General features: G+C 68.8%; 13 protein-coding genes and 3 pseudogenes. 12 read left to right on the top strand and 4 right to left on the bottom strand.

Annotated elements, in window-relative coordinates; genetic code table 11:
• Window positions 1–200: 200 nt before the first annotated feature.
• From ACFQGD_RS15565 to ACFQGD_RS15550, 4 genes are all read left to right on the top strand, one after another.
• On the top strand, window positions 201–2,534 hold the full coding sequence (locus ACFQGD_RS15565) for a LuxR C-terminal-related transcriptional regulator (protein ID WP_345392546.1): 2,334 nt from the start codon (window positions 201–203) through the stop codon (window positions 2,532–2,534).
• Between the two features lie 177 nt (window positions 2,535–2,711).
• Window positions 2,712–3,974 carry a hypothetical protein gene (locus ACFQGD_RS15560; protein WP_345392549.1) on the top strand — a complete coding sequence of 421 codons (1,263 nt, stop codon included), beginning with the start codon at window positions 2,712–2,714 and terminating at the stop codon, window positions 3,972–3,974.
• A 168-nt stretch (window positions 3,975–4,142) separates the two neighbouring features.
• Entirely contained in the window at window positions 4,143–5,978 is a 1,836-nt protein-coding gene (locus ACFQGD_RS15555) for a dynamin family protein (RefSeq protein WP_345392552.1), read from the top strand.
• Window positions 5,975–7,456, top strand: a complete 1,482-nt coding sequence (locus tag ACFQGD_RS15550; protein WP_345392555.1) for a dynamin family protein — start codon at window positions 5,975–5,977, stop codon at window positions 7,454–7,456. The genes ACFQGD_RS15555 and ACFQGD_RS15550 overlap by 4 nt, the downstream gene beginning before the upstream one ends.
• Before the next feature lie 11 nt (window positions 7,457–7,467).
• Here the strand turns inward: ACFQGD_RS15550 and ACFQGD_RS15545 are convergent, their stop codons facing one another.
• Window positions 7,468–8,016: a hypothetical protein gene (locus ACFQGD_RS15545; protein WP_345392558.1), complete on the bottom strand. Its 549-nt coding sequence runs from the start codon at window positions 8,014–8,016 to the stop codon at window positions 7,468–7,470.
• A gap of 93 nt (window positions 8,017–8,109) precedes the next feature.
• Between ACFQGD_RS15545 and ACFQGD_RS15540 the strand changes: the two genes are divergently transcribed.
• Entirely contained in the window at window positions 8,110–10,221 is a 2,112-nt protein-coding gene (locus ACFQGD_RS15540) for an Hsp70 family protein (RefSeq protein ID WP_345392561.1), read from the top strand.
• Window positions 10,222–10,341: 120 nt separating this feature from the next.
• Window positions 10,342–10,833: an SRPBCC family protein gene (locus ACFQGD_RS15535; protein ID WP_345392564.1), complete on the top strand. Its 492-nt coding sequence runs from the start codon at window positions 10,342–10,344 to the stop codon at window positions 10,831–10,833.
• Between the two features lie 70 nt (window positions 10,834–10,903).
• Here the strand turns inward: ACFQGD_RS15535 and ACFQGD_RS15530 are convergent, their stop codons facing one another.
• A complete protein-coding gene (locus ACFQGD_RS15530; RefSeq protein WP_345392567.1) occupies window positions 10,904–11,659 on the bottom strand; it encodes an ATP-binding protein in 756 nt (251 codons plus the stop codon).
• 444 nt (window positions 11,660–12,103) lie between these two features.
• Here ACFQGD_RS15530 and ACFQGD_RS15525 point away from each other — a divergent pair.
• The 6 genes and pseudogenes from ACFQGD_RS15525 to ACFQGD_RS15500 form a co-directional block, all read left to right on the top strand.
• Window positions 12,104–13,501, top strand: a pseudogene (locus ACFQGD_RS15525) (ATP-binding protein); the annotation flags it as partial.
• Window positions 13,478–14,947: pseudogene (locus tag ACFQGD_RS15520) on the top strand (Hint domain-containing protein); the annotation flags it as partial. The pseudogenes ACFQGD_RS15525 and ACFQGD_RS15520, both read left to right, overlap by 24 nt.
• 6 nt (window positions 14,948–14,953) lie before the next feature.
• Window positions 14,954–15,592, top strand: a pseudogene (locus tag ACFQGD_RS15515) (toprim domain-containing protein); the annotation flags it as partial.
• A 71-nt stretch (window positions 15,593–15,663) separates the two neighbouring features.
• Window positions 15,664–18,150 (top strand): DNA gyrase/topoisomerase IV subunit A, encoded by a 2,487-nt coding sequence (locus tag ACFQGD_RS15510; RefSeq protein WP_345392570.1) that lies wholly within the window; start codon window positions 15,664–15,666, stop codon window positions 18,148–18,150.
• Between the two features lie 4 nt (window positions 18,151–18,154).
• The gene (locus ACFQGD_RS15505) at window positions 18,155–18,634 is read left to right on the top strand and encodes a YbaK/EbsC family protein (protein WP_345392573.1); all 480 of its coding nucleotides are present in this window, start codon (window positions 18,155–18,157) and stop codon (window positions 18,632–18,634) included.
• 165 nt (window positions 18,635–18,799) lie between these two features.
• A complete protein-coding gene (locus tag ACFQGD_RS15500) occupies window positions 18,800–19,477 on the top strand; it encodes a CPBP family intramembrane glutamic endopeptidase (protein ID WP_345392578.1) in 678 nt (225 codons plus the stop codon).
• A gap of 26 nt (window positions 19,478–19,503) precedes the next feature.
• Here ACFQGD_RS15500 and ACFQGD_RS15495 read toward each other — a convergent pair whose 3' ends face one another.
• Window positions 19,504–20,994 carry a vWA domain-containing protein gene (locus ACFQGD_RS15495; protein ID WP_345392581.1) on the bottom strand — a complete coding sequence of 497 codons (1,491 nt, stop codon included), beginning with the start codon at window positions 20,992–20,994 and terminating at the stop codon, window positions 19,504–19,506.
• A complete protein-coding gene (locus ACFQGD_RS15490; RefSeq protein ID WP_390183608.1) occupies window positions 20,981–21,907 on the bottom strand; it encodes an AAA family ATPase in 927 nt (308 codons plus the stop codon). Before ACFQGD_RS15490 ends, ACFQGD_RS15495 begins: the two co-directional genes overlap by 14 nt.
• Between the last annotated feature and the right edge of the window lie 7 nt (window positions 21,908–21,914).

The following is a 21,914-nucleotide window of genomic DNA, read 5'->3' as shown; positions in this document are numbered from 1 at the left end:
CATGCCTCCAACGTCGGCCCTGACGGTAAGCGGCCAGGAGCGCTCGTCGACAGAGTCGAAATGCCTCATTTGGCGGGGCCACGCGGGACCGCTGGCGACGACGTCCCGATACCGCGCCACGCCGGGCCTGCGCATAACCGTCTGTCAGGCGCTAATCTCGCAGCACGAACAGACCGCCCGTATCAGGCAGGACAGGGAGCATGAGCGAGCAGGTAAGGGTGATCGTCGGAGTGGACGGCTCCGGCCGCAGCCACCGACTCCGGCAGCTCGCCGCCCATCACGATGGCCCCGTCCACACCATCCCACCCACGATCACGACAGACGATCTAGCACGACTGCTCGACGACGCGGACGATGGCACCCTGGTCGCCGTCGACGACGTCCACCTACTCGAGCCAGCACCATTGCGGCTGCTGACCACGGCGGCGGCCAACGGGGTCGACGTCGTCGCCACCAGGCGACCATCGCTGCCGTCGCCGGAACTCGCCGCGCTGGACGCCGCGCTCTGCGCCAGAGGCACGCTGGAATGGCTCGGCCCGCTGGACGAGACCGCCGTCGCGGCGCTGCTCCCCCGCGTCGACCACACCACGATCAGTGCGGTGCGTACCGCGACCGGCGGCCTGCCCGCACTCGTCATGGCCGTGTCCCCGGAAAGGCCCGCAAGCGCGACGCCCGCGTTGGTCGCACGTGTGCAGCGCACACTCACACTCCTCGGACCGGAGGCCACGCGGCTGGCGCGACTCCTCGCGCTCGGCATCGAGCTCCCAGACGACGCCCGCTGCCACGCGCTCGACGTCGACCGCGCACGGCTGGCGGAAGCGATGCACCGCTTGCGCGACGCCGGGCTGCTCGCCGAGGACGCCGATCATCTGATCCCGGTCATCGCGCACGCCGTGCTCGCCGAACTCGCGCCCGCCGAGATCCGAGCGCGGTATGCCGACGCCGCCAACGCCCTGCGCGCACTCGGCAGCGGCGCGGTCGCGGTGGCCGACACACTGGCTGCCGCCGATGCTCGCGGTGCCGAAGCGGCGACGGCGTATGTAGCAGCCGCGGACACGCTGCGGTTCACCGCTCCCGCTATGGCGGTGCGGTGGTACGAGCACGCACTCAACGCGGGCGCCGACCTGGACTCGCTCGCGCTCGGCCGTGCGGAGGCCGCGGCGATGCTCGGCGAGCCGATCGACCCGGACCTGCGCGCGGACACCCCTCACCAGCGCCACCGCAGAGCACTGCTCATGGGCGCGAGCGCTGCTCATGATGGCCGCCAAGACCGAGCCGCTCAGGCACTGCTCACCACTGACTCACCAGGTCAGGTACTCGCGGTCGCTTCCCTCGTGGCGACCGGCGACATCGACACGGCACGAGACGTCGCCAAGCACGACGCGCCACCGAGCCTTCGGCTACTGGCCGATGCCGCGCTCGCACTGCCGGAACCAGCCGACGCGCTGCCCGCGTTCATCGAGGCGGCTGAGGCGGCCGAACGCGCCGACCCGGAGTACGTGCTGCCCGACACCCCACACGCCATCGGAGCACTCGCCGCCGTCACCGCGGGTGACGCCGCCACCGCGGAGCACCTACTTGAGCGCGCACTACACACCAAGACCGGCGGACCGGTCGCCGACACACGGCACCGCATCCTCCTCTCCTGGATCCAGTTGCGCACCGGGCGCTACGAGCCGGCCATCGCCGAATCGCGGCGGCTCAGCCAGCTCCAGCTCGGCGGCAGAGAGCGGCTCCTGCTCGCCGCGGTGACAGCCGGGCTGGCCCGGCGCACCGGTGACATCGCCCAGCTGCGTGCCGCTTGGCACCAGGCAGAGCCGGTGCTGGCGCGCCGCGCCGTCGACCTCCTACACATCGAGCCACTCGAGGAACTGCTGGTCGCGGCGGCCCGGCTCAAGCAGCACGACCGGACAACGACGACACTTGCCCACCTGCGAGCCATACTCGACCGCTGCGGGCATCCCCCGACGTGGGCCGTCACGCTCGGCTGGGTTCGCTGCCAGGTCGCCGTCGCCGCCGAGGATGCCGAGGCCACGGCGACCGCGGCACGTGACATGAGCGGTCACGACGCGCCAGGACGCAGGCAGCGAGCACAGCAGGCAGCCGCCCGCCGCTGGGCCGACGTCATGGCGGGCATCGTCGAGGCCGACACCGTACTCACCACCGCCGCTGACCTCGCGGTCGCCGAACTGCCATGGGAGGCGTCCCGGCTCGCGGGCGGCGCCGCGATCAGGACGTCCGAACCGGCGACCACGCGACGGCTGCTCGAACGCGCCAGAGAACTCGCCGACCTCGACGCGCTCACCGGCGGGGAGACCACCGCCGCGCGCACGGGCACGCTGTCCGAACGAGAGGTCGATGTCGCGCGGATGGTGCTCGCGGGCCGCACACATCGGGAGATCGGCGCGCAGCTCTACGTCTCCCCCAAAACCGTCGAGCACCATGTGGCGCGCATCCGTACCAAGCTCGGCGCCACCAGCAGGGCGGAGCTGCTCGCCGCGCTGCGCGATGAGTTAGGCGATGACCAGGCGTGACTCCGCCGGACACACCGCGAGCGATGAGGGCTTAAGCCTCTAGTCGAAGGGCCCCCTAGCGGCGTCTGCTGAGCATGGGGGTTTTCCCGATGTGGCGCGGGGTGATGGACCCGCATTGTTGTCTCATCACCCGCTCCGCCACACCGGCAGCGGAGCACCAACCGAAGGAGACCAGTCATGGCAGTCGACGTCAGCTCGCAGCTGTACCAGGCGATCAAGGACATGATCAACCAGCTCTTCAACGACAAGCAGGCCGCGGCACAGTTCGCGGAGGATCCCTTCGGCGCGGTCGCGGCGCAGGGCATCAGTGGCGACCTCGACGGACTGGACATGCACCAGCTCGTCGGCGAGTGCGCGGCGGACTCGACCCTCCCGGACGGCCCGAAGCAGGCGTTGCAGAGCTACGCCAGCGGCAGCCCCGCCCCGGCCAGCTCACCGGTCAAACCGCCACCTGGCCCGGCGAACAACACCACGGAGGTCGTCCAGCAGCTGCAGTACGCGACCTACGTGGCCCACGAGGGCGACACGCACATCCAAGAGACCATCATCGACAACAGCGTCAACACCAACGTCGAAGGCGATGTGCATGGCGACGTCGACATCGACTCCACCAACGTCAACGCGACCGGCGACGACGCCATCGCGGCGGGAGACGACGTCAACGCGGCCACCGGCGATGGCTCGCAGGTCATCGACGGCGACAACTTCGGTCAGGCCAACACCGGCGACAACGCCGCGGTGGCAGGCGACGACGGTCAGGCGAACACCGGCGACGGCGCGGTGCAGGCTGGCGACGACATCAACGCCCCGGTCAACACCGGCGTGAACACCGGCATCCTGGCCGACGGCAGCGTCGAGGACGCGGTCGTTGGCGACGGCAACACCGTCAACCAGGTCGACGGCAGCGCCGACGGCGCCGTGTTCGGTGACAACAGCGGCCTCGCGGGCGGCATCGACATCGACGCCAGTGGTGGTGACGCGAGCGGCACCGGCGGCGACGCCTTCGGCGGGTTCGGTGGCGACGGCGGCGACGCGGGCGAGACGTCCACGGGCGGCGGCGGTGGCCTGTTCGGCGGCGGCGACGACACCGCGATCGGCGGCATCGGCGGGTCCGGCGGCAGCGCCGACGCCACCGGCGGCGCGGGCACCGGCGGCAACTCATCCGGCGGCGACGTCAACCTGAACCTCAACTTCGGTGGCGGCTCGCAGACCAACGTGCAGGACTCGACCGTGGAGGAGTCGGCCGTCAGCACCGGCGGCGACGCGAACAACGTCGCGGACAACAACGTCTATGACGGCTCGGCGGCCTCAGCGGGCGGCGACGCCAGCGGCTACTACGAGGAGACCGACGTCGACGCGGACTTCTCGGAGGTCACGACCGAGCAGGGCCCTGGCGACCAAACGCAGGAGGCGAGCGCGGCCGACGACCCGGCGCTCTGACCAGGTTCCAGCGGGGTTCCCCGGCCACCGGGCCGAGGGACCCCGCTGAGCCACGCCCGGAAGGGCGCTGATAGTTCCTCACACAGCACCAACTAAGCCAATTGCACGTTGATGACTGAATCGCGTGACTTATTCCCTGCGAGTAGATGATGAGGCACGATGATGGCCATGGCATCCCAGCCCGCGGGTAAGGAGGCGGTCGCGCGGGCCACCGCAGCGGTGTCCGCGGGAATCAAGGCGTGCGGCGCCTACAACCGCCCCGACCTGGCGAAACGGCTGGAACGGGCGGCGGCGTCACTGGCGGAACCAAGCGTGCCCGTCGTAGTCGTCGGCGAGTTCAAGCAAGGCAAGAGCTCGCTGGTCAACGCGCTGCTCGGCGCGAACATCTGCCCGGTGGACGACGACGTCGCCACCGCGATCCCCACCTCGGTCGCCTACGGCGAGCAGCAGCGTGCCGAGCTGGTCCTCGAAGGCGACCCGCCCGTACGCGAGCCCATCGAGCTCAGCGACGTCCGGCGCTGGGTGGTGGAGTCCGATCCGGTGACCGCCGCCGTCGAGCCGGAACCGGTCAACGCCGATCGGGGCCGACCGGTTGGCGTCGAGGTCACGTTGCCGCGCAAGCTGCTGTCCGGCGGGCTGACGCTGGTGGACACCCCCGGTGTCGGCGGACTCGGCTCCGCGCACGCCGCCGCGAGTCTGGCGGCGGCATCCATGGCCGACGCGCTCGTGTTCGTCACCGACGCCTCGCAGGAGCTCACCCGCAGCGAGCTCGACTTTCTGATCAAGGCGCGCAACCTGTGCTCAGCCGTCGTGTGTGTGCTGACCAAGACCGATTTCTACCCGCGCTGGCGCACCATCGCGGAGCTCAACGCCAAGCATCTGCGCGAGCTGGGCGAACCGCCGATCATCCCGGTGTCGTCCACCCTGCGGTCGCAGGCGGCGGCGACCGGCGACACCGCGCTCAACACCGAGTCCGGCTTCCCTGAGCTGGTAACGTTCCTGTCCGCCCAGGTCGGGGGCGGCGCGGCGCGGCGAAGGGCCGCCACGGCCGCGGGTGAGGTCGCGACCGCATGCACCCAGATCGAGGCGCAGTTCGAAGCCGAACGCGCCGCGCTGGACGACCCGGAGCAAGCCAAACGCGTCGTCGCGGAACTCACCGAGGCGAAGGAACGCGCGGCGGCGCTGAAGTCCACCGCCGCGAAGTGGAGTCAGACGCTCACCGACGGCGCCGCCGACCTGACCTCGGACATCGAACACGATCTCCGCGGCCGTATCCGCGGCGTGCTGCAGGAGGCCAGCGACGCGATCGAGGAGAGCGACCCGGCCGACACCTGGCACGAGATGGAGTCGTGGCTCGAGGCACGAGTCGCACACGAGCTGATCGAGAACTACACCATGCTGCGCGACCGCGCGATCGAGCTGAGCGAACGCGTCGGCGAGCACTTCCGCGAGGCGTCCGGTGGCGTACTTGACGCGATCGCGGTGCGCAACCCGGAGCCGATGCTGGCGGGCGCGAAGATCGACCACAAGATCGAGCTGGAGCGGATGAAGGTCGGCAAGCAGGCGATGGTCGCGCTCAAGAGCGCCTACGGCGGCGCGATCATGTTCGTCATGCTCGGCACCCTGACCGGCGTCTCGCTCGGGCCGATCGCGCTCGGCATCGGTCTCGTGATGGGCCGCAAGGGGCTGCGGGACGAGAAACAACGACAGCGCAGCGCGCGGCAGTCGCAGGCGAAGAACGCCGTCCGTCGCTACTGCGACGAGGTCAGCTTCGTCGCCCAGAAAGACTCGCGCGACACGATGCGCGCCATCCAGCGGCAGCTCCGCGATTACTACACCGGCCTCGCCGAGGAGTTCAACACCTCCAACGCCGAGGCATTGCAGCGCGCGACCGAGGCCGCCGCGCGCACCAAGTCCGAACGCGCGAAGCGGCTCGCCGACATCGACGCGGAGATGGATCGGCTCAAGCAGCTGCGCGAACACGCCATGGCGGTGACGTCATGACCAGCCTGCTCGACGACACTCGTGCCGCGCTGGACCGCGCTATCGACGTCTACCGGGGCACCGAGGACGGCGATCGACTCGGTCACGTGCGCGCCCGGCTGGACGAGCCACTGCGAGTCGCGGTGGCTGGCCGGATCAAGGCGGGCAAGTCCACGCTGCTCAACGCGCTCGTCGGCGAACGCCTCGCGCCCACGGACGCTGGGGAATGCACCCGCATCGTCACCTGGTACGCCGACGGCCACACCTACCGAGTGGAGGCGGAGCTGACCGACGGTGACGCGCGGCAGCTCTCGTTCACCCGCGACGAGGGCGTCATCGATGTCGACCTCGGCGGGCTGCCGCCGGAAAAGGTCACTCGGCTGCTGGTGACGTGGCCGTCCGCGCGGCTGCGCACGGCGACGCTGATCGACACGCCAGGCATCGGCTCGCTCTCGGAGTCGGTAGCGCAGCGCACGTGGGATCTGCTCTCGGCGTCGGGCGAGGACGCTGCCGACGCCCCCGCCGACGCGGTGCTGTACCTGCTGCGGCATCTGCATTCGCACGACCTGGAGTTCCTGCGCGCGTTCCACGACACCGAGGTGTCCCACCCGAACCCGGTGAACGCGATCGGCGTGCTGTCGCGGGCGGACGAGATCGGCGTCGGCAGGCTCGACTCGATGACGTCGGCGAGCAAGATCGCCGCGCGGATGGCGAGTGACCCCACGGTCCGCACGGTCGTACAGACCGTGGTTCCCGTTGCTGGGCTGCTCGCGGAGACAGCGGCGACGCTGACCGAAGCCGAGGTGGCGCGGTTGCGGCGCATCGCGGAGCTGCCGGTCGCCGATGCCGACGCGTTGCTGCTCACCGCCGACCGGTTCGTGGACCGCATGCCCGAGCTGGGCGTGACGTCGACGGAGCGCGAGGAGCTGTTGGACCGGTTCGGGCTGTTCGGCATCCGGCTGGCGACCAGCGTGCTGCGACACCGCGTCGCGTCCACCGCGACCGAACTCGCGACGGTGCTGACCGAACGCAGCGGCATCGGGGAGCTGAACCAGCTACTGCGATCGCTGTTCTTCGATCGCCGCGATGTGTTGAAAAGCCGCTCGGCGTTGGCCGCGCTCGACGCGCTGACCCGCGCGGCTCCCCGGCCCGGCAGCGAGGCGGTTGCCGCCGACGTGGAGCGGATCATGGCCTCGGCGCACCCCTTCCAGGAGCTGCGGGTGCTGTCCGCGATCCGCGCTGGCTGGGTGACCGGCAAACCCGCCGTGCTGGACGACCTGGAACACGTCATCGGCGGCACGGGCGCCGACATCGGCCAACGACTACGACTGGCGGACGACGACAGCCACGACGCGCGGGTGGCGGCCGCCTCAGCGGCGCTCGACCGCTGGCAGCGACGCGCCGAGAACCCGCTGACCAAGCACGAACTGGCCGTCGCGGCGCGGGTGGCGATCCGCTCCTGCGAAGGCATGCTGACCGAGCTGAGGCGAACGTCATGAGCGTCCCAGGCTCACGCGTCGGTGATGCCAGGATCGGTCTCGCCGTCCGTCGCTCCCGCATCGGTCTCGTCCGGGCTGCCGCTGCCAAACAGTTCCGGCAGTGCCGCCACGGACGAGTCCTCGGGCACGTCGGCGGGCGCGGGCAGCGGTTCCGCGTTCTCCAGCCCAACCAGCCCCGCCTCGTCGGCCGCGCCGTCGACGGTCGCCGCGCCTGCGCCGAAGTCCAGGTCGTCGCTACCCGTGCCGAACGCGATCCCCAGCGCTTCGCCCGCCTCGGCGTCAGCCGCGTCAAGGTCGTCGAGGTCCCCGGTGGGCGCGCTGGCCAGCAGCGCGAGGGCCGCCTCGGGGTCGACGTCCTCGCCAGCCGCGTGCGCCGTGACGAAGGGCGCGAGGTGCTCGGCCACGGCGATGTCGGCAGTACCCGCATAGTGCGCGAGCGCGTCGCCGATCAGGTCGATGGGCAGGTCGTGGCCCGCATCGCGCAATGCGGCAACCGGATCGTCGAGCGCGCCATCGGACAGGGCGTCGAATACCTCATGCAACGGGCGGGCGGAATCCATACCACCACGGTAGGCGCCGCACGCGCGCCGTGCCTCGGGGAGATCCCCCGCACCACCCCCATTCCCCCGCGACCGGATGACACGGAGCATTAGATGTACACACTCGGTATCGACCTCGGCACGACGTTCACGGCGGCGGCCACCTGGCGGGACGGCCACGCCGAGATCGCCTCATTGGGCAGCAAAGCGGCGGTCATTCCCTCGGTCGTGCTGCTGCGCGACGACGAGGAGGTCCTGACCGGCGAAGCAGCCAACCGGCGCGGCCTGAGCGAGCCGCAACGCGTCGCGCGCGAGTTCAAACGGCGGTTCGGCGACACAACGCCAATCTTGCTCGGCGGCGCACCGCACTCGCCAGAAGCGCTGACCGCGAAGCTACTGCGCGCCGTGATCGACGACGTCGCCGAGCGCGAGGGCGAGCAGCCGTCGCGAATCTGCGTGTGCCACCCCGCGAACTGGGGCCCGTACAAGCGAGATCTGCTGGATCAGGTGATCCGCCTCGCCAACATCGACCAGCCGGTGCGGTTCACCACCGAGCCCGAGGCGGCGGCCGCCTGCTACGCGCATCAACAACGCGTCGAGGTCGGCTCCGTTGTGGCGGTGTACGACCTGGGTGGCGGCACGTTCGACGCCACGGTGTTGCGCAAGACGCCCACCGGGTTCGAGATTCTTGGCGCCCCTGAGGGCATCGAACGGCTCGGTGGCATCGACTTCGACGCCGCCGTCTTCCACCACGTCGCGCAGGCGCTCGACGGCGCCCTTGACGACCTGGACGAGGACGACCCGGGCGTCGTCAACGCCGTGGCCCGGCTGAAAGAGGAGTGCGTCGAGGCGAAGGAAGCGCTGTCCTCCGACACCGACACGTCGATCCCGGTACTGCTGCCGTCCCTGTCGACCGAGGTGCGGTTGACGAGGGCGGAGCTGGAGGCGATGGTGCGGCCCGCGCTGTACAGCTCGATCGAGGCGCTGCGACGGGCGTTGCGGTCGGCAGACGTCACCCCGGAACAGCTGCACTCGGTACTCCTCGTCGGCGGGTCGTCGCGTATGCCACTTGTCGCGCAGCTCGTGGGTGCTGAGCTGGGAAGGCCGGTCGCGGTGGACGCGCACCCGAAGCACGCCATCGCGATCGGTGCGGCGTGGTTGGCCAGCGCGGCGGAACGTCCAGAGCAACAGGCGCCGCCGGTCTCGCACCACGCACCACGGCGTACGGTGCCGACGGGGGCGGGGCATGCCGGTGCGGCCACCGCGGGAGCGGCGGGTGCTGTCGCCGGCGCGAGTGCGGCGGGCGGTGCCAACAACGCGGCGGCGGAGCAGGAGGCACGCCATGAACAGCGGGCGACGCGGCACCAGTCGTCACCGTCGCGGCCGCCGACCCAACCACCGACCGAGTCAGCACCACAACCCACCCAGCTGATATCCACCTTCGGCACCAGCAGCGGACCGCCCACCCCCGCCGGACACCGCGGTGAGAGCGGCCAAGGTCGCTCCCATGCCGAACACGCGGGCACCGGCGTCACACACGGCGTCCTGAACGCCGGACACAACGTCGGGAGTGCGGGACACAACGTCGAGAGTGCCGGACACGGCAACGGCGGCGATGGCGGTGGCGGGACCGCCCTGCGGCGGATCGGACTCGTCGCGGGCGGCGTGATCGTGGCGGCGCTGGTGGCGACCGCGGCGGTATGGGCCATCGGCGGTGACGACGGCGGGACCGGCGGCGATGCTGACGCGGGGACCGGCCAGAACCAGGGACAGGGCCAGAACCAGGGCGCCGATGACGGCGGGGGCGCCGATGAAGGCGGGACCGGCACGCAGGTGCCACCTGACGAGCGGTGCACCGACGCGATCAAGAGCAACGAACGCTGGGTGTGTCTTGTCGGCGCGCGATTCCAGGGCGGAGAACTCGTCGTGGACTACGAAGCGGAGTGGGCCGGTGTGCCACCGAACGTCAACGGCGGTTTCCACCTGCACCTCTGGGGTAGTGATGGCGAGAACCCGCCCGCCGCGACCATGGGCACGCATGCCCCGGACCGCGGCACGTGGGTGATCAAGGACGACCAGCCCGCCGTACTGACCGCCCAACAGGTCGCCAACGTCATCGGCGACAACCCCAAGGTGTGTGCCCGGATAGCCAACGGATCGCACGAGTTGGTGCCGGACAACGACGGCGGCTACGCCACCGGCAACTGTGTCCCGATCGAGCGGTAGCCGCACCCGCGCCGGGTCCGGCACACCGAAAAGGAAAAGCTCGGCATCCCAGGTGTGAACTCCGAGCAGTCGGGTACTCCCGCATGGCCCGTACTGGCACGACAGAAAGGGAGGCCAGTCATGACGGCCATCCAAGTCTCGGTCGATGTCGCACGGCCAGTGCGCACGGTCTACAACCAGTGGACGCAGTTCGAGTCGTTCCCGGAGTTCATGTCGGGCGTCGACCGCGTGGTGCAGAAGAGTGATACCCGCGCCCGTTGGGAGACCAGCATCGGCGGTGTGAAGCGAGAGTTCGACACCGAGATCACCGAGCAGCGCCCCGACGAGCGGATCGCGTGGACGTCCCTCGACGAGCCGAGGCACGGCGGCGTGGTGACGTTCCACCGTATCGATGACCACAGCACACGGGTGCACCTGCAGATGGAGTATGAGCCGCACTCGATCCCGGAGAAGGCGGGGGCGGCGCTCGGTGTCGTGCAGCACCGCATCAAGGGCGACCTCAACCGGTTCAGGGACTTCATCGAGCATCGGCGGCGGGAATCAGGATCCTGGCGCGGCAACGTAACCACTCCGCGCCAACGCGACCTCGGCCCCGTACAAGACCGCGCGTAGCGCGAGCCGAGACGAAACGATCCGGTGACGGCACGGGCGACGCGGCAGCTCCGTCCCGGCCTACAGCGCGCTACAACGACTCGACGACGTCGACGAGCTCATGGTCGGGAAAGGCACCGAGCTGTGCCGCGGCGAGGCTTTCCGGCGGGATGACGAGTACCACCTTGCCGCCGACGCCCGCGGCGGCTTCGGCGACCTCGTCGACCGCGAGCGCCGCTCCCTCGGTCACCGGCCCGAGCGCGCCGAGATCCAACGTCAGGGGAACGACACCGCCGCAACTGACGCCGAGCAACTGCCTGCGCAGCAGCGGCGCGGCGCTCGCGGGCACGTTGCCTGTGATGCGCACGATGATGTTGTCGACGCTACTGCGCACGGCGATCCGGTGCTCACCGTTATTGCGACCCGAAGAGTCCTCGCCGTGCGCCACATCGAACTCCAGGGTGACCAACGTGCCACCCGACGTGTGGTCGATATAGACCCGATCGACGCACTCCTGCATCATCAACACGCCCCTGCCGCCGAGTCCCTCGCCGGGACGTGCGGGTTTCCAGCTGCCTTCGTCGGCCACCGTGAGCACCACGTCGTCCCCCCGATGCCGCCCGGTGACACGCAACGGGCCAGCGGGGCGATCTCGGTAAGCGTGCACCATCGAGTTCGTAATCGCCTCGTTGAGCGCGAGCAACGCGCGCTCAACACCGTCATCGGGACATGTGGTGTGCCGTAGCCAACGTTCGAGGCGATCTCGCAACCATGGCAGCTGCCGCGGCTCGGCACGCACCTCCACCTCAACGTGGTGCGGGTGCGACTGTCCGCCGGTTGATTTCACCAGCGCCCTCCTGCACCTGCCTTATCACTGCCTGTGAACATCTGGGTTCATCCGATGGAATACCGCGATATAGATGGTTCAAAACGGGCAGTGACCATTCCGTAATGTCACCACAAACGGCTCGCCACCGTCAGCAGGTAAACACACACGTAAGGCCAGATCAACCGCGCGGCGTGGCGGGGTTCTTCGTCGTCACGGCACGGCGGACCCACCCCGCCGCACCGGCCACTCCCCGTCGCGGTACACACTGTGTACACGAAACGACACGGGGCAAGGACGACCAAGAACACAGCCCCAAATGCACCGATCAGCGACCCACCCTCGCTACCCTGCCAGTGCAGCGGGTGTGGTCGCCTGTGGCGACCCGCCACCTGTCGATCGTCTCGATGACCGCTAGTTGACCACGATTTCGGAGAAGGACCTGTGACCGCTCTCGCCGAGGACATGTACGGGGCCGACGACCTCACCCACCTTGAAGGGCTGGAAGCCGTCCGCAAGCGGCCCGGCATGTACATCGGTTCGACCGACAGCAGGGGCATCAACCACCTCTTCGCCGAGATCGTCGACAACGCGACGGACGAGGGTGTCGCAGGCCACGCCAGCAAGGTCGTCGTGACGCTGCACGCCGACGGGAGTGTGCAGGTCGACGACGACGGACGCGGCATCCCCACGGACGTGCACGCCAAGTCGGGGCTGTCCGGTGTCGAGCTGGTGCTGACCAAGCTGCACGCGGGCGGCAAGTTCGGTGGCTCCGGATATAAGGCGTCCGGCGGGCTGCACGGCGTCGGCGCGTCGGCGGTCAACGCGCTCTCGCACCGGTTCGATGTCACCGTCAAGCGGGGTGGCAAGGTGCACGAGATCTCGTTCGCGCGCGGCGTGCCCGGCGTGTTCGACGGCCCTGGCCCGAAGGCGAAGTTCACCAAGCAGCCGGGGCTGCGTGTGGCACGCAAGATGAAGCGGGGCGAGTCAACCGGCACATCGATCCGCTACTGGCACGACTCACGCTACTTCGAGTCCGGTGCCGAACTGGACATCGAGACGGTGCGCGCGAAGCTGCGCAACACCGCGTTCCTCGTGCCAGGTGTGACCTACGTGCTGCGCACGGCGGTTGGCGACGAGATTAGCGAGGAGACCTTCCACTTCCCCAACGGCCTCGTCGACATGGTCGACTTCCTCGCACCAAGCGGCGAGAAGCCGATCTGCGACACGCTGCTGATCACCGGCGAGGGCATGTACAAGGAGAACGCGGCCGACGACAACGGCGTGATGCGGTCCAATGTGGAGCGCCATGCCGAGGTGGAGATCGCGCTGCGCTGGGGAACCGGCTACGAGCGCACCGTCGAGTGCTTCAGCAACACCATCCGCAACGTCCACGGTGGCACCCACCGCAAAGGTTTCGACCGGGCGCTCACCCGCTCGTTGCAGGACGCCATTTCCAAGACACGCGGGTTGCTCAAGCCCAAGGAAGACCCGCCGACGCTGGACGACTGCCTCGAGGGCATGACCGCCGTGATCCACGTGCGCATCCCTGAGCCGCAGTTCACATCGCAGACCAAGGACGAGCTGTCCACCGCGGGCATCACGAAGGTGGTGCAGCAAGTCGTCGAGAAGGAGATCAAGGCGTGGATTTCGGCGCGTAAGACCAAGACCGAGGCCAAGACCGTCCTGCAGAAGATCGTCGATGCCGCTCGTGTCCGGCTGATCCAGAAGCAGCAGAAGGACGCCGCCCGCCGCAAGACCGCGCTGGAAGGCGCGTCCATGCCAGCCAAACTGGTCGACTGCCGCACCACCGGCGTCGGGCGAAGTGAACTTTTTCTCGTGGAAGGCGACAGCGCCCTCGGCTGCTTTACCGGCGACACCAGGGTAGCGCTTGCCTCGGGCGAGTCGAAGACGTTCGCCGAGCTCGCCGCCGACTGGGACAACGGCGTCACGCACTTCGGCTACACGACCAACAAGGCCGGTCGTGTCGTGATCGCGCCGCTCGTCGAACCACGTCTGACCAAGCGGAACGCGTCGCTGGTGCGCGTGACGTTGGACAACGGCGAGTCCATCCGCTGCACCCCGGATCACCTCTTCCGCCTGCGCGACGGCTCGTACCGCCGCGCTGACGCCCTCCAGCCCGGCGACTCGCTGATGCCGCTGTACCGATCGGTGTCCGCCAAGTCCGATGGCGACAAGCTCGACGGCTACGAGCGAGTCTGGATGAACGACCGGGACGAGTGGGTCTACACCCACTACCTCGCCGACGCCTACAACCTCCGGCACGGTCTCGACAGCACGGACAACGGCACCGTGCGCCATCACATCGACATCAACAAGCGCAACAACGATCCGCGCAACATCGAGCGCATGACGTGGGAAGACCATGCGGCGCTGCACGCGTCCCTGATGGGCGAGCACGTCCATGCGGGCTACCGAGCCTGGCTGGAGCAGGGCGGCCTTGAGTTCAAGTCCGCGATGTTGTCGCAGCAGTGGCGGGACCCCGACTTCCGCACCGCGTGCCTGGCGCGTCTCGCCGCCCGCAACAGCGACCCGGAGTTCCGTGAGCGGTTCGAGCAGGGCTTCCAGGACTGGTACGCCTCCTTGTCCGACGACGAGAAGGCGGACTACGCCGAGCGGATGCGGCAGGCGCAGGCGGACTACTGGCAGCACCCCGAACACCCGGCTGACGCAGCCGAGCGCGTGCGGATCTTCTTCGCCAAGCCAGGACGTCGCGAAGAGTGGAGCCAACGCTCGCGAGAGCAGTGGGCCGACGAGGACTTGCGCGCGTGGCGGTCGGCGGAGACCACCCGACAGTTCTCCGACCCTGCCGAGCGGGAACGGCAACGCCAGGCCGTGCGGAGCTGGCACGAGAAGAACCCGGACTTCGGGCAGCGGCATTCGCTTCGCATGAAGCTACGCATGCTGGACCCCGAGACCGGACACCTGGAGCGGATTCAGTCGGGTCGGGCACGCTACGTCGCCACCGTGCCGCGTGAGGAGCGGGTGGCGCAGCAGAACGAAGGACGGCGGATCGCGGCGTTGAAGCGGGTGGCCGCGCTGTCATCCGTGCCGGACGACGAGCTTGCGTCGGCGTACGACGCCGACCGCCTGCGTACAGCGCGTACCGGTCTTCGCTTCGCCCGGCTGCTCGATCACTACGACGGCGACTACGCGGCGCTGCGCGAGGCTGCTGCGAATGTCAACCACACCGTTGCGGCGGTTGAGCCGCTGGCGGAGACCGAGGACGTCTACGACCTGACCGTGGACAGCTACCAGAACTTCGCCCTCGAATCGGGCGTGTTCGTGCACAACAGCGCCCGTATGGCCCGAGTGTCCGAGTATCAGGCATTGCTTCCATTGCGCGGGAAGATCCTCAACGTCCAGAAGGCCAGCCTGTCGGACGCGCTGAAAAACGCTGAGATCACCTCGATCGTGCAGGTCCTCGGCGCGGGCACCGGGCGGACCTTCGACGTCGCCGCGATGCGTTATGGCCGCATCATCCTGATGGCCGACGCCGACGTCGACGGCTCCCACATCCGCACCCTGCTGATCACGCTGTTCGCGCGCTACATGCGCCCGGTGATCGCGGAGGGCAGGCTCTACGCCGCGATGCCGCCGCTGCACAAGGTGATGACCAAGGGCCGTAACGCGGAGACGCACTACACCTTCACCCAGCGCGAGATGGAGGACACCGTCGCGCGGCTGGAGCGCGAGGGCAAGCAGATCGTCACCCCGGTGCCTCGGTTCAAGGGTCTTGGCGAGATGGACGCCGACGAGCTGTGGGAGACGACGATGAACCCCGCGACGCGTTCGGTCCGTCGCATCACCCTTGACGACGCCGACGCCGCCGAGACCGCGCTGGAACTGCTCATGGGCGAGAAGGTCGAACCGAGGCGGAACTGGCTTGTCGAGTCATCCACGCGGGTCGACCAGGCCGCCATCGACATCTAGCGCCCGCCCGCTGACCACTAAGCACAACCAACGCCACCGCGCCGCAGCACCACACAAGGAGTACCCGCACCATGGCACGCCGCAAGGGCACCGTCACCCGCGTCGATCCCGCCGCGTTCGACCAGGCGGGCGCGCAGGTCTTCGAGAATCCGGTCAAGACCGAGATCGAGGATTCCTACCTGGAGTACGCGTACTCGGTCATCCACTCCCGCGCCCTGCCGGACGCGCGGGACGGCCTCAAGCCGGTGCACCGCCGGATCTTGTTCTCCATGAACGAGAACGGCTACCGGCCGAACCACGCCTACGTGAAGTCGTCCCGCGTGGTCGGCGACGTCATGGGCCGCTACCACCCGCACGGCGACACCGCGATCTACGACGCCATGGTGCGGCTGGCGCAGGACTTCTCGATGAACGTCCCGCTCATCGACCCGCACGGTAATTTTGGAAGCCCAGACGATGGACCGGCTGCCTCGCGTTACACGGAAGCACGCCTCTCGCAGGAGGCGATGCTGCTCGTCGGTGAGCTGGGCGAGGACACCGTCGACTTCCGGCCAAACTACGACGGCTCACTGGAAGAGCCCTCCGTGCTGCCAGCGGCGTTCCCGAACCTGCTTGTCAACGGCACATCAGGCATCGCGGTCGGCATGGCGACCAACATGATCCCGCACAACATGGGCGAGGTCATCAACGCCGCCCGCCACCTCATCGAGCACCCGGACGCCTCACTTGACACGCTGATGGAGTTCGTTCCCGGCCCCGACCTGCCAACCGGCGGCACGCTGCTCGGGCTGGACCAGGTGCGCAAGGCGTACGAAACCGGGCGCGGCGTCGTCCGCATGCGCGCCAAGGCCGAAACTGGCCCGCTGGAAGGCAGCCGCGGCCGCCAGGCGATCACGGTGACCGAACTGCCCTACGCCGTCGGCCCGGAGAAGATCATCGAGAAGATCACCGACGAGGTGAGCAAGTCCAAGCGGCTCACCGGGATCGCCGACGTCAAGGACCTCACCGACCGGGAGAACGGCACCCGCCTCGTCATCGAGTGCAAGGTCGGCGTCAACCCGCAGGCGCTGTTGGCGGACCTGTACCGGCTCACGCCGATGGAGCAGTCGTTCGGCATCAACAACCTGGTACTCGTCGACGGCACACCGGCCACCCTCGGCCTCAAGGAGCTCCTTGAGGTCTTCCTGCGGCACCGCTACGAGGTCGTCACCCGTCGCACCCGCTACCGCCGCCGGAAGCGGGAGGAGCGGCTGCACCTGGTCGAGGGTCTGCTCAAGGCGTTGCTTGACATCGACAAGGTGATCAAGCTGATCCGGGGCAGCGAGAACGCCAAAGCCGCCCGCGAAGGGCTGATGAAGCGGTTCAAGCTCTCCGAGATCCAGGCGAACTACATCCTCGACACGCCGCTGCGTAGGCTCACCAAGTACGACAAGCTGGAGCTCGACGCCGAGCACGACAAGCTGCGCGAGGAAATCGCCGAGCTGTCGAAGATCCTGGACGACGAGGCGGTGCTCAAGCAGGTCGTCTCCGATGAGCTGGCCAAGATCGCCGAGGACTTCCCCACTCCGCGCCGCACCTCACTGATCGACGGCGACCTCAAGGAGGTGCTGGCCGCGTCGCAACCCGCGGGCCCGCTGGAGGTGGCCGACGACCCGTGCCAGGTCATCTTGTCAGCGACCGGCCTCGTCGCGCGCACGGCGGCCGAGTCGGAAGAAGTCTCCGAGAAGCGGCGGCGCAGCGGGCGCACCAAGCACGACGCGGTCGCCGCCGTTGTCCATACCACGGCACGAGGCCAATTCCTACTGGTCACCAGCCAGGGCAGGGCGTTCAAAACGGACGTGCTGCCGTTGCCGGTGCTACCAGAGCAGACCGGCACGGTGTCACTACGCGGTGGGATGCCAGCCACCGAGCTGGTGCCGATCGACGACGGCGAGCGGATCGTCGGCATCGCCCCGCTCGGCGAGCAAGCTGAGGGCTCCCCCGGCTTGGCGCTCGGCACCCGCAACGGCGTCGTGAAGGTGTGCTCGCCGGACTGGCCGGTACGTGCGGACGAATTCGACGTCATCTCGCTCAAGGACGACGACGAGGTGGTCGGCGCGAGTTGGCTCACCGATGGCGAGGAAACCCTGGTGTTCGTCTCCACCGCCGCGTCGCTACTGCGATTCGAGGCCTCGCTGGTGCGCCCGCAGGGCCTCAAGGGCGGCGGTATGGCAGGCATGAAGCTACCCGAGGACGCGCACGTGCGGTTCTTCGGCGCCGTGCGCACCGATGACCCAGAACACGGCGAGCCACAGGTCATCACAGTGACGGGACAGAGCGTGAAGACGACGCCGTTCGCGGAGTACCCGGCGAAGGGACGCGCGACCGGTGGCGTCCGGGCCCATCGCTTCCGCGCCGGGGAGCACGAACTGACGCTGGCGTGGATTGGACCACGCCCGGCGGGCGCGACAGAGAAGGGCGAGCCCGTGGAGCTACCCGACCCTGACCCACGCCGCGACGGCGCGGGCCACGCCCACCCCGGTCCCGACGTCATCGGCCATATGATCGAACGGGCCTAGCACCATGGACACCACGCTGCATCCGAATGTCGCGCACGTGGCCGACGTACTCGCGGAGCACGGCGCCACTGGTCGTCCGCACGTCTTCACCGAGCCGGTACCGACCGCCGCCGCGGCGGCCGAACAACTCGGCGTCGAGGTCGGGGCGATCGCCAACAGCCTGATCTTCGATGCCGACGGCGAGGCCGTACTGATCCTCGCGAGCGGCGCACACCGGGTCGACACGACGCGGTGTGCGACGGTGCTCGGCGTCTCGTCGCTGCGCAGGGCGAAGCCGGACTTCGTCCGTGCGGCTACCGGGCAACGGGTTGGTGGCGTCGCCCCGGTGGGCCACCCCACGCGGCTGCGCACACTGGTCGACGTGTGGCTGCGTGCCTACCCGGAGGTCTGGTGCGGTGCGGGTGAACCGAGCGCGGTGTTCCCGACGACGTACGACGAACTCCTGCGCCTGACCGGAGGCACACCAGCGGAAATCGGCGACTGAGCCGCACCGCGGTGCTCACAGGGTGCCAATCGACCCGCATGGCACCAGGCGGTTCCACCGCTGCCGCCGAATGGGCGATCGAAACGGTACACTGAACATATCGAATCGGTAACGACGCGCCTCGCCGCTGGCGGGCGGAACGGAGCCCCCACGCCGCTACGACGCGTGCTTGTCGTCGCGGTGACCCTCGCGCTGCTCGTCGCGGTCAATCTCACCATCGGCTTCGGCCCCGCTGGGATCGGTCTGATCGCGGGTCCCGCCGTCGCCGTCGTGCTGGTCGGCCTTGCCCGCCGTATGGGTCTGACCTGGCACGACCTTGGCCTCAGTCGGCACACCTGGCGTAAGGGCGCGGTGTATGGCGGAATCGCGCTACTGGTGGTGGGCGCGGTGTACACGATCGGCGCGCTCCTGCCGCTGACGAGCGCGATGTTCCTCGACGTTCGCTATGACATCGCCATCGGGTCAGCACTGTTCATCGCTTTGGTGATCATCCCTGTCAAGACGGTTCTGCTGGAGGAGATCGCCTTCCGCGGGGTGCTGCTTGGCCTATTCCGGCACCGGTTCGGGGCCGCGTGGGCGGCGGGTGTGTCGTCGGTGTTGTTCGGGCTGTGGCACATCCTGCCCGCGCTGGGACTCGACACCCAGAACACGGCGCTCGATGCCGCGGTAGGCCCCGGCTCACAGCTTCTTGTGGTCGCCGGAGTGGTGGCGTTCACCGCACTGGCGGGCGTGGTGTTCGCCGAACTGCGACGTCGCAGCGGCAGCATCCTCGCCTCGGCGGGACTGCACTGGGCCACCAACGGCCTCGGGGTGCTGCTGTCGTCAGTGCTGTGGGCCGTCTGAGGTCCGGCGCTACCCCAGGTCGCGCGCTACTCCAGGTCGCGCACGAAGTCGGCGAGTTGCGCGAGGCTGCGGCACTCGACCATGTCGATGACGTCGGCATACGTCAGCGCGGCCGAGTCGCCGGTCCCCCAGTTGCCACGCGGTTCCGGGTTGAGCCAGTACGCGTGTTTGGCCCGCCCCACCAGCCCCGCGAACGTCGTCACCGCCGGGTCGACATAGTTCGCCCGAGCGTCGCCAAGGACGAGCAGCGTCGTCTTCGGCGTGATCGCGTCGACATAGCGTGCATCGAACCGGGTGAACACGCGCCCATAGTTGGTGCCGCCGCCCATGAGTCGCATGCTGAGCCCCTGCTCCATCCGACTGATGGCGTCGGTGACGTCGTCCGCGTCGGTGAAGTGCCGCGTGACCTCCTCGACGGTGTCGACGAACGCGAACGACCGCACCGCGCTGAACTGCTCGCTCAGTGCGTAGACCAGCAACAACCCGAACCGGGCGAATGATGCGACCGACGAGCTGACGTCGCACAGCACGACGAGCTCCGGCTTATGCGGCTTGCGTGGCCGGTGCCGGGTGTTCACCGGCACCCCGCCAGTGGCGAGCGAAGCACGGATGGTGCGGCGGAAGTCGAGCGGACCCCGGCCACCGCGCCTGCGTTTCATGCTCTTCTTAGTCGCGAGCCGCCGAGCAAGCGGGTAGATCTCCCTGCGCAATGCGGCGAGTTCGGTTTGGCTCGCACCGATGAGATCGATCTGGTCGAGCGGTGGCCGCACGACCGACTTCGCGGTCGCGTCCGCGCCCCGATCCTCCGCGATCCGTCGGCGCGCCTCGGCATTGACCAGACGTTCGAAGCGCGCGATGCGCTCGCGGTATGTACGGCGAGCGAGGGACTGAGCGAACTCGTCACGCTCGGCATCGCTGCGCAGCAGCCCCGCGAGCAACGTCTTCGGGGTGAGCGCGTCCAGCACGGCGTTCGGTGACCACGACCGGGCACCGGTACTCGCACCAGCCCTGGTGCCGCGCGTGCCGCCCGTACCACCGGAACGACCTGACGCCGCACCGCCCTGCCCACCCGCTCCCTCACCAGATCCGCCGCCCACTTCCCCGAATCGCGCGACCGCCCTGCTCGCGAGCTGCCGCATTCCCGCGTCGTCGCCGTCGAATAGCAGCTCCGCGAGTTCCGCACGCATCTCCGACGCACCGTCTGGGGCCGCTCGACCACCGGTGACCTCGACACGAGGTTCTGGTCGCGCGCGGCGAGCGTCGCTACGGCCTGCGCCGATCGCACGCGGGAACCACAAGTCGAAGAGCTCGTCGAACAATGGCCGGTGACCGTGGCGCTTGACGACGGTCGCCGCATAGGCCGCGCGCAGCGCCTCCCGTTCGAGGGGTTCGACCATCGTCATGGCCCGCGCGGCGTCGAGCCCCTCGGCAAGCGACACGGGCAGACCGGCTTCCCGCAGCGCGTCGAGGAACGCGATGTGGTGGTCGAGCAGTGCGGTTCGGTCAGCGTCCGACACCGGGTAGCCCCAGTTCCTTGACCGCGCGAAGCTGATCGGACTGGTGTTTCAGCACGACGCCGAGCGTGCTTGTGATCGCACCTTCGTCCATCGTGGACGTCCCCAGCGCGAGCAGGGTGCGCGCCCAGTCAACGGTTTCGGCGATGGACGGCACCTTTTTGAGCTCCAACGTCCGCAGCGTCGCGACCACCTCAACCAACCGGTCGACCAGCGTGGTCTCGATACCAGGCACCCGCGCGAGGACGATCTCGCGTTCGCGTTCCCGCGTGGGGTAATCGAGGTGGAGGTACAAACACCGCCGCTTGAGGGCTTCCGATAGCTCCCTTGTCGCGTTCGACGTCAACACCACGAACGGTCTTCGCGCGGCCTGGACGGTACCGAGTTCGGGGATGGTGATCTGGAAGTCCGACAACACCTCGAGCAGCAGACCCTCGATCTCGATGTCCGCCTTGTCGATCTCGTCGATCAGCAGCACCGTTGGCTCGACGCGTCGGATAGCACGCAGGAGCGGACGTGCCAGCAGGAACTCGTCAGTGAAGATGTCATCGTGGGTCCGCTCCCACGTCGCGTCGGACCCAGCCGCTTGGATGCGAAGGAGCTGCTTCGAGTAGTTCCACTCGTAAAGCGCACGCGCCTCGTCCAACCCCTCGTAGCACTGCAGCCGGATCAGCTCAGCCTCGGTCGCCGCGGCGACAGCCTTGGCGAGCTCGGTCTTACCCACACCGGCAGGCCCCTCGACCAGCAGCGGCTTGCCCAGCTGATCGGCGAGAAAGACCGTGGTAGCGATATCGGACCCGGCCAGGTAGTTGACCTCGGCCAGCCGCTTCGCCACCTCGGTCGGCGAATCGAACGCGGGCGTCGCGGACGGCTCGAACGCAGGCGACACGGACGGGGTGTCGGAGGCAGGCGCCACGGCAGTC

Origin of the sequence: Haloechinothrix salitolerans, assembly GCF_042662605.1 — a bacterium.
GTDB lineage: Bacteria > Actinomycetota > Actinomycetes > Mycobacteriales > Pseudonocardiaceae > Haloechinothrix_A > Haloechinothrix_A salitolerans.
The sequence above is the reverse complement of the archived record's forward strand: the minus strand, read 5'-3'. Positions and strand labels throughout refer to the sequence as shown.